Source organism: Aliiroseovarius sp. M344, from assembly GCF_025140835.1.
Taxonomy (GTDB): domain Bacteria; phylum Pseudomonadota; class Alphaproteobacteria; order Rhodobacterales; family Rhodobacteraceae; genus Aliiroseovarius.
The window spans coordinates 2872501-2880000 of record NZ_CP081153.1 but is presented as its reverse complement, the minus strand read 5'-3'; the positions used below and the strand labels follow the sequence as shown (position 1 = coordinate 2880000).

4 protein-coding genes and 2 rRNA genes (1 of these 6 only partly in view) are annotated in these 7500 nt (G+C 56.8%); all 6 read left to right on the top strand.

Features of this window, described 5'->3' with window-relative positions; genetic code table 11:
• Positions 1-117 precede the first annotated feature (117 nt).
• Positions 118-2971: ribosomal RNA gene (locus K3556_RS14165) — 23S ribosomal RNA — on the top strand.
• A 116-nt stretch (positions 2972-3087) separates the two neighbouring features.
• Positions 3088-3202 (top strand): 5S ribosomal RNA (rrf, locus tag K3556_RS14160).
• A 208-nt stretch (positions 3203-3410) separates the two neighbouring features.
• Entirely contained in the window at positions 3411-4094 is a 684-nt protein-coding gene (locus K3556_RS14155; protein WP_260517411.1) for a hypothetical protein, read from the top strand.
• A gap of 108 nt (positions 4095-4202) precedes the next feature.
• Positions 4203-4880, top strand: coding sequence for an ImuA family protein (locus K3556_RS14150; protein ID WP_260517410.1), 678 nt, complete (start codon positions 4203-4205; stop codon positions 4878-4880).
• A complete protein-coding gene (locus tag K3556_RS14145) occupies positions 4783-6324 on the top strand; it encodes a DUF6504 family protein (protein WP_260517409.1) in 1542 nt (513 codons plus the stop codon). The genes K3556_RS14150 and K3556_RS14145 overlap by 98 nt, the downstream gene beginning before the upstream one ends.
• Positions 6324-7500: the start of an error-prone DNA polymerase gene (locus K3556_RS14140; RefSeq protein WP_260517408.1), read on the top strand. Its footprint extends 2126 nt past the window's final position; the window shows 1177 of its 3303 coding nt (coding positions 1-1177); its start codon is at positions 6324-6326; the stop codon falls past the right edge of the window. The genes K3556_RS14145 and K3556_RS14140 overlap by 1 nt, the downstream gene beginning before the upstream one ends.

Here is a 7500-nt window from a genome sequence, read left to right as displayed (position 1 = left end):
TCTGCGATCTGGTTCTTCGGAACAGTTAGGAAGCGCGGGAAAGTATGCTTTTGGTCCAGATTGCCCCTTCTGGGGTAAGAGGTCAGATATACAAAAGGTCTGTCTTCTTCTGGATCAAATCAAGCGCGAGAAGGGCGTTTGGTGAATGCCTTGGCAGTAAGAGGCGATGAAGGACGTGATACTCTGCGATAAGCTTTGGGAAGGTGAGAATAGCCGTTATACCCAAAGATCTCCGAATGGGGCAACCCACCTGACAGTTTGATATAATTGCTTAGATACTTTCGAGTATTTGTGGCAGCTTATATCTTTCTGAGACAGGTATTTATAGACTGAATACATAGGTTTATAAAAGCAAACCCGGGGAACTGAAACATCTAAGTACCCGGAGGAAAGGACATCAATTGATACTCCCCTAGTAGCGGCGAGCGAACGGGGACCAGCCGAGCCATGAGTGTGGATAGAATGTGTTGGAAAGCACAACCATAGTGGGTGACAGTCCCGTATATGAAGCATGATTGGACGTATTAAGTAGGGCGGAACACGTGAAATTCTGTCTGAAGATCGGAGGACCACCTTCGAAGGCTAAGTACTCCTTACTGACCGATAGTGAACCAGTACCGTGAGGGAAAGGTGAAAAGCACCCCGACGAGGGGAGTGAAACAGTACCTGAAACCGAACGCCTACAATCAGTCGGAGGCCCCTTGAGGGCTGACGGCGTACCTTTTGTATAATGGGTCATCGACTTGGTCTATCTAGCAAGCTTAAGCCGTTAGGTGTAGGCGCAGCGAAAGCGAGTCTTAATAGGGCGAATGAGTTAGGTGGATCAGACCCGAAACCGAGTGATCTAGGCATGGCCAGGTTGAAGGTGCGGTAACACGCACTGGAGGACCGAACCCACATCTGTTGAAAAAGATCGGGATGAGCTGTGCCTAGGGGTGAAAGGCCAATCAAACTCGGAGATAGCTGGTTCTCTGCGAAATCTATTTAGGTAGAGCGTCATACGAATACTCTCGGGGGTAGAGCACTGAATGGGTAATGGGGGCCTACAGCCTTACTGATCCTAATCAAACTCCGAATACCGAGAAGTACTATATGGCAGACACACAGCGGATGCTAACGTCCGTTGTGGAGAGGGAAACAACCCTGACCTACAGCTAAGGCCCCTAATTCATGGCTAAGTGGGAAAGCAGGTGAGACGACCAAAACAACCAGGAGGTTGGCTTAGAAGCAGCCATCCTTTAAAGATAGCGTAACAGCTCACTGGTCTAATTTAAGTTGTCTTGCGGCGAAGATGTACCGGGGCTCAAGCCATGAGCCGAAGCTTAGGGTGTGCACTTATGTGCACGCGGTAGCAGAGCGTAGTGTGACATAGTTCCGTTCCTCATTAATGCCTTCGGGCATGTTTGAGGATTGGAGCTTTCTGTGAAGCCGGCGCGTGAGCGATCCGGTGGAGAGATCACTAGTGAGAATGATGACATGAGTAGCGACAAACAGGGTGAGAGACCCTGTCGCCGAAAATCCAAGGGTTCCTGCTTAAAGCTAATCTGAGCAGGGTAAGCCGACCCCTAAGGCGAGGCCGAAAGGCGTAGTCGATGGGAACCAGGTTAATATTCCTGGGCCATGAGGTGGTGACGGATCTCGAAGGTAGTTCATCCTTATCGGATTGAATGGGCTGCTAAGAGGTTCCTGGAAATAGCCCCTCTATTAGATCGTACCCTAAACCGACACAGGTGGATAGGTAGAGTATACCAAGGCGCTTGAGAGAACGATGTTGAAGGAACTCGGCAAAATACCTCCGTAAGTTCGCGAGAAGGAGGCCCAGTTTCTACGCAAGTATTGACTGGGGGCACAAACTAGGGGGTGGCGACTGTTTACTAAAAACACAGGGCTCTGCGAAGTCGCAAGACGACGTATAGGGTCTGACGCCTGCCCGGTGCCGGAAGGTTAAAAGGAGGAGTGCAAGCTCCGAATTGAAGCCCCGGTAAACGGCGGCCGTAACTATAACGGTCCTAAGGTAGCGAAATTCCTTGTCGGGTAAGTTCCGACCTGCACGAATGGCGTAACGACTTCCCCGCTGTCTCCAACATCGACTCAGCGAAATTGAATTGCCTGTCAAGATGCAGGCTTCCCGCGGTTAGACGGAAAGACCCCGTGCACCTTTACTACAGCTTCGCACTGGCATCAGATACAATATGTGCAGAATAGGTGGTAGGCTTTGAAGCAGGAACGCTAGTTTCTGTGGAGCCTCCTTTGAGATACCACCCTTGTTTTGTTTGATGTCTAACCGCGGTCCGTTATCCGGATCCGGGACCCTGCGTGGCGGGTAGTTTGACTGGGGCGGTCGCCTCCTAAAGAGTAACGGAGGCGCGCGAAGGTTGGCTCAGAGCGGTCGGAAATCGCTCGTTGAGTGCAATGGCAGAAGCCAGCCTGACTGCGAGACTGACAAGTCGAGCAGAGTCGAAAGACGGCCATAGTGATCCGGTGGTCCCGAGTGGAAGGGCCATCGCTCAACGGATAAAAGGTACGCCGGGGATAACAGGCTGATACTGCCCAAGAGTCCATATCGACGGCAGTGTTTGGCACCTCGATGTCGGCTCATCTCATCCTGGGGCTGGAGCAGGTCCCAAGGGTACGGCTGTTCGCCGTTTAAAGAGGTACGTGAGCTGGGTTTAGAACGTCGTGAGACAGTTCGGTCCCTATCTGCCGTGGGTGTAGGATACTTGAGAGGAGTTGCCCCTAGTACGAGAGGACCGGGGTGAACGAACCACTGGTGGACCAGTTGTCGTGCCAACGGCAGTGCTGGGTAGCTATGTTCGGACAGGATAACCGCTGAAGGCATCTAAGCGGGAAGCCCCCCTCAAAACAAGGTATCCCTGAGGACCGTGGAAGACTACCACGTCGATAGGCCGGAGATGTAAGCGCAGCAATGCGTTCAGTTGACCGGTACTAATTGTCCGATAGGCTTGATTTGATCCAGTAGAAGCTAGACACTTTTACGATCACTCAAAAGCATACACACCTAAGTGTACTGACTTGGAACTGGAGAGAAGCAAACAAAAGCATCGCTCCAATTAGCTCTTTCCTCGGTTTGGTGGTCACAGCACAAGTGAAACACCCGATCCCATCCCGAACTCGGAAGTTAAGCACTGTCGCGCCAATGGTACTGCGTCTTAAGACGTGGGAGAGTAGGTCACCGCCAAACCTAGAAAAGAGCTAATTCTCTCAAATACGATATCAACACAAACAAACCGCCGGTAGCTGAATAAGCTGCCGGCGGTTTTGCGTTCAGGGGGGGGAGTACAGTAATCCGCGTCCAGTCTAAAATCCGCTCGAAGAACCAAGCATCTCGCCGTAAGGTGGTGGGGAAGATTGATTTGGTTGGTTCAGACATGGTGTCGCGAAGATTATTCATGAGCATGTTGCTCCTGACCGCTTTGACTGCCGCATGGGCAGAACAGGCATCGGCGCAGGAGAAAAACATCCCCTACTGCCTGCACACAGAAGAACTTGCGCCACATGGGATTGTCCTAAAGATGGGAGAGGCATACTACCGGGCGTGTCGCCCTCGCGGCGGGGGAGGAGATCTTCCCTGGCATCAGTTTATTTTGCGCATCAACCCCGCGGTTGTTCCCGACCTGATGTCACGATACTCGCCAACAAATCTGAGAGTGATGGAGAGAGTAGATGGAACCGATCGCCTCAAGAATGCAATCAGAAACAAACCTATCACCGGTATCAGGCTCTTTGGCGGAGTGGAGTATGAAGCCCATGAGTTCACCAACGCTCATTCCGGAGATAAGCCCGCTGGCGGTGTCTATATCTATCGACCGACCGAAGATAGCGACATCCCCTTCCATTGGGTCAACTGCAAGGGCTGGGCGCACATGGAAGAAGGTCGATCCTTGAACTGCTCGGTCTACATCAGAAACGACAATATCGTTGCAAAACTTTTGTTCATCGGCAGCAAGGAACGCGGCACGGCATTTGTCGATCATTTTCCGGGGTTCGCGCAGGACATCGAAAAGGTGCTTGCGGTGGCCAACGTGACGGACCGGCTCGACGAGATGGAGGCATTTCTGGATATTGTTGAGTAAGATCTCACCGTCATTTTATCAGACATCCCCATCCTCATCTCATTGGCAAAACCGGTCACTATGGTGTAGAACAAAAAGAGAACATAAGTCGGATTCTCTGTGGGATGTATGCCAGAAACTCTTTCCATAAAACGCGCGCGGCGCAGGGCGGGGCACGGGGTGCAGGACAAACGCACCTTGTCCGAGGTGTTTCCGTCAACCGCTACCGATGCCGGGGCGGTGGGGTTTGTGCTTGCGACTCTCGCGCGAAAATCTGGTCCCGTTTTGTGGGTTCAGGATCGGCTGTCGTTCAAAGAAACGGGACGGCCTTATTTACCGGGGATCGGGGCGCAGCGGCCGGTGGTGCGGGTGGCAACCGGGCGACCTGCCGATGTGCTGTGGGCTATGGAAGAAGGCTTGCGGTGCAAGGCGTTAGCGGCGGTGATCGGCGAGGTTTGGGGCGACCCGGCTGTGCTCGACTTCACCGCCAGCAAGCGGCTTGCCTTGCGGGCCGAAGCGGCGGGCGTGGCCTGTTGGTTGATCCGACGCGCTGCCAGCCCGGACCTGAGTGCGGCGCGCGACCGGTGGCGCATCACCTCGTTGCCCTCGGCGTTGCATCCGGACGACCCGACCGCGCCGGGCGATCCCCGCTGGCGGGCCGAGCTGTTCAAGTCCCGCACCCGCAAGCCCGGCACATGGGGGGTGAGTTATGACCGGGCGGCGAATCGCCTCGATTTCGATGCCCCATTTCGCGATGGAGCGGTGGCAGAAGGTGATGGAGCGCCAAGGCAGCGCGCCGCCCGATGATGTGCCTGTCGTGCTTGTGGTCGATGGGGCGCATGGGCAGGTGATCCATGCCGCGAACCGGGCGGCGCGCACGATGGGGGTCACGCAGGGGGCACGCGTCGTGGATATGCGCGCGGTTTGCCCGACATTGCGGGTGGAATATGCGGATATTGCCGGGGACAAGCTTGCGCTGGACCGTTTGTCCCTTTGGGTGCGGCGCTGGTGTCCCTGGACCGTGGTTGATGGGGCGAATGGGCTGATCCTTGACACCACGGGCTGTGATCATCTGTTCGGCGGCGAGGCAGCGATGTTGATCGACATGGAAACGCGCCTGTCCTTGCTGGGGGTGACCTCGTATCTGGCGATCGCGCCGACTTGGGGGGCGGCGTGGGGGTTGGCGCGATTTGGGTCCGTGCGCGCAATCTGCAATGAGGCTGAGATAGCCCAACAGCTTGCTCCTTTATCCGTGGCGGCTTTGCGCCTGAATGCAGATACGTTGCTTTTGCTACGGCGGCTTGGGTTGAAAACTATTGGCCAGCTGGACGAGGTTCCACGCCTGTCGCTGACCCGGCGGTTTGTGCGCGCCGCCCTTGGTGCCAATCCGCTGATGCGGCTGGATCAGGCGATGGGGCGGCTGGCCGAACCGGTGGCCAGTGTCGACGCGCGACCCCCGATCCGCGCGCAGATGCGCCTGCCCGAACCAATACTGGATCCAACCGCCTATTTGCTTACGCTGTGTGAGGATGTGTGCAGGCAATTGGCAGACGGGGGGCTTGGCTGCCGTCGCTTGCATCTGACGGTCTATCGCACAGATGGCGAGGTGCGCCGGCTTGAGGTTGCCACCGCTTCCGCCAGTCGCGATGCCCCCCACCTGTGCCGACTGTTCGATGACAAGCTGGAGCGGATTGATCCGGGCTTCGGTTTTGACCTGATCACGTTAGAGGCCGGGATGGTCGAGCAGATGAACACTGTTCAGGTCCGGCTGGATGGGCGCAGCGACGAAGGGGTGCCGTTACCTCAGTTGATCGACCGGCTGACGGCGCGACTTGGGGCCGGTGCGGTCCAGCGTCCGGTTTTGCAGGCAAGCCATGTGCCAGAACGGGCCGAACACTGGGTTGGGGCGTTGGGCGCTGTGGCCCCGGCAACGGATGGGACCGTTTTACCTTTGAAAGATCGTCCCATCCGCATCATGCAGCCCCCCGAAGAGGTGCGCGTGCTGTACGCCGTGCCCGAAGGCCCGCCCGCGCAGTTCATCTGGCGGCGGCAAACGCACCGGGTGGCGCGTTATACCGGGCCGGAACGGATCGCGCCGGAATGGTGGTGTGATCGGCCCAACACCCGTTTGCGCGATTACTTCAAAGTGGAAGATCAGGCCGGACGGCGCCTGTGGCTCTATCGCGAAGGCTTGCATGAAGATGGGCGCGGCGGGGACCCCCGTTGGTTTGTCCACGGGATGTTTGCCTGATGCCTGATATGGACAACCGAACCCCTCGGCGCACCTTATCCGAAGATGGGTTTTCCCCCAACCCGCGCACGGGCTTTGTCGAGCTTGGGGTGACGACGTGCTTTTCCTTTCTTCACGGCGCGTCTGACGCGGTCGATCTGACGCGCACCGCTTGGGAGCTTGGATATGACGCGTTGGGGGTTGCGGATCTGAACACGATGGCGGGGGTCGTGCGCCTCCACGCCCAGGCGCGCAAGGCGTGTTTGCGTCCGATCATTGGCTGCCGGTTAAAGCTGGTCAGCGGCGAGGAATTTCTTGCCTATCCCTGCGACCGGGCGGCCTATGGCCGTCTATGCACCTTGCTGTCCAAGGGCAAGATGCGGGATGTGGATGGCGGTTGGCAGGCAAAGGGTGCTTGTGACATCACGCTTGATGATCTGGCTGGCCACAGCGAAGGCGTGCAGTTAATTGCCTGCCCCGGCGAGGATCTGGCGTATTTCGCTGCCGGTCTGCGTCGTCTGGCGCGCGCGCTTCCAACGCTTCGCCACATTGCGGTCAGCTATCTTTATCGCGGCACGGACCGTGCGCGGATCAATCGGTTGGATGGGTTGGCGAAAGAATACGGGCTGTGCATCCTCGCCACCAATGATGTGCATTATCACGCGCCGGATCGGCGGCCATTGCAGGATGTCATGACCTGCATTCTGCACAAGACCACGATCACCAAAGCCGGGTTCCTGCTGGATGCCAATGCCGAACGCCACCTGAAATCGCCCGCACAGATGGAGGCCCTGTTTGCCGAGTGGCCCCATGCCATTCGCGCCACCCGCAAGGTCGCGGATGCCTGCCGGTTTGATCTGCGCGAGCTGTCTTATGAATACCCGAAAAAGAACATTCCCAATGGGCGCACGGCGCAGGATTACCTGACCGAACTGACATGGAAGGGGGCGGCCTGGCGCTATCCCGATGGTGTGCCGGACAAGGTGCGCGCGACGCTGGAAAAAGAGCTGGCGATGATCGCCAAGTGCAATGTCCCGCAATATTTCCTGACCATATATGACGTGATCCAGTATGCGCGCCATGGTGTGGGCACGCCGATCCTGTGTCAGGGGCGGGGGTCCGCGGCGAACTCTGCCGTCTGCTATGTGTTGGGCATCACCGCCGTGGACCCGGCCACCAATGACCTTCTGTTTGAAC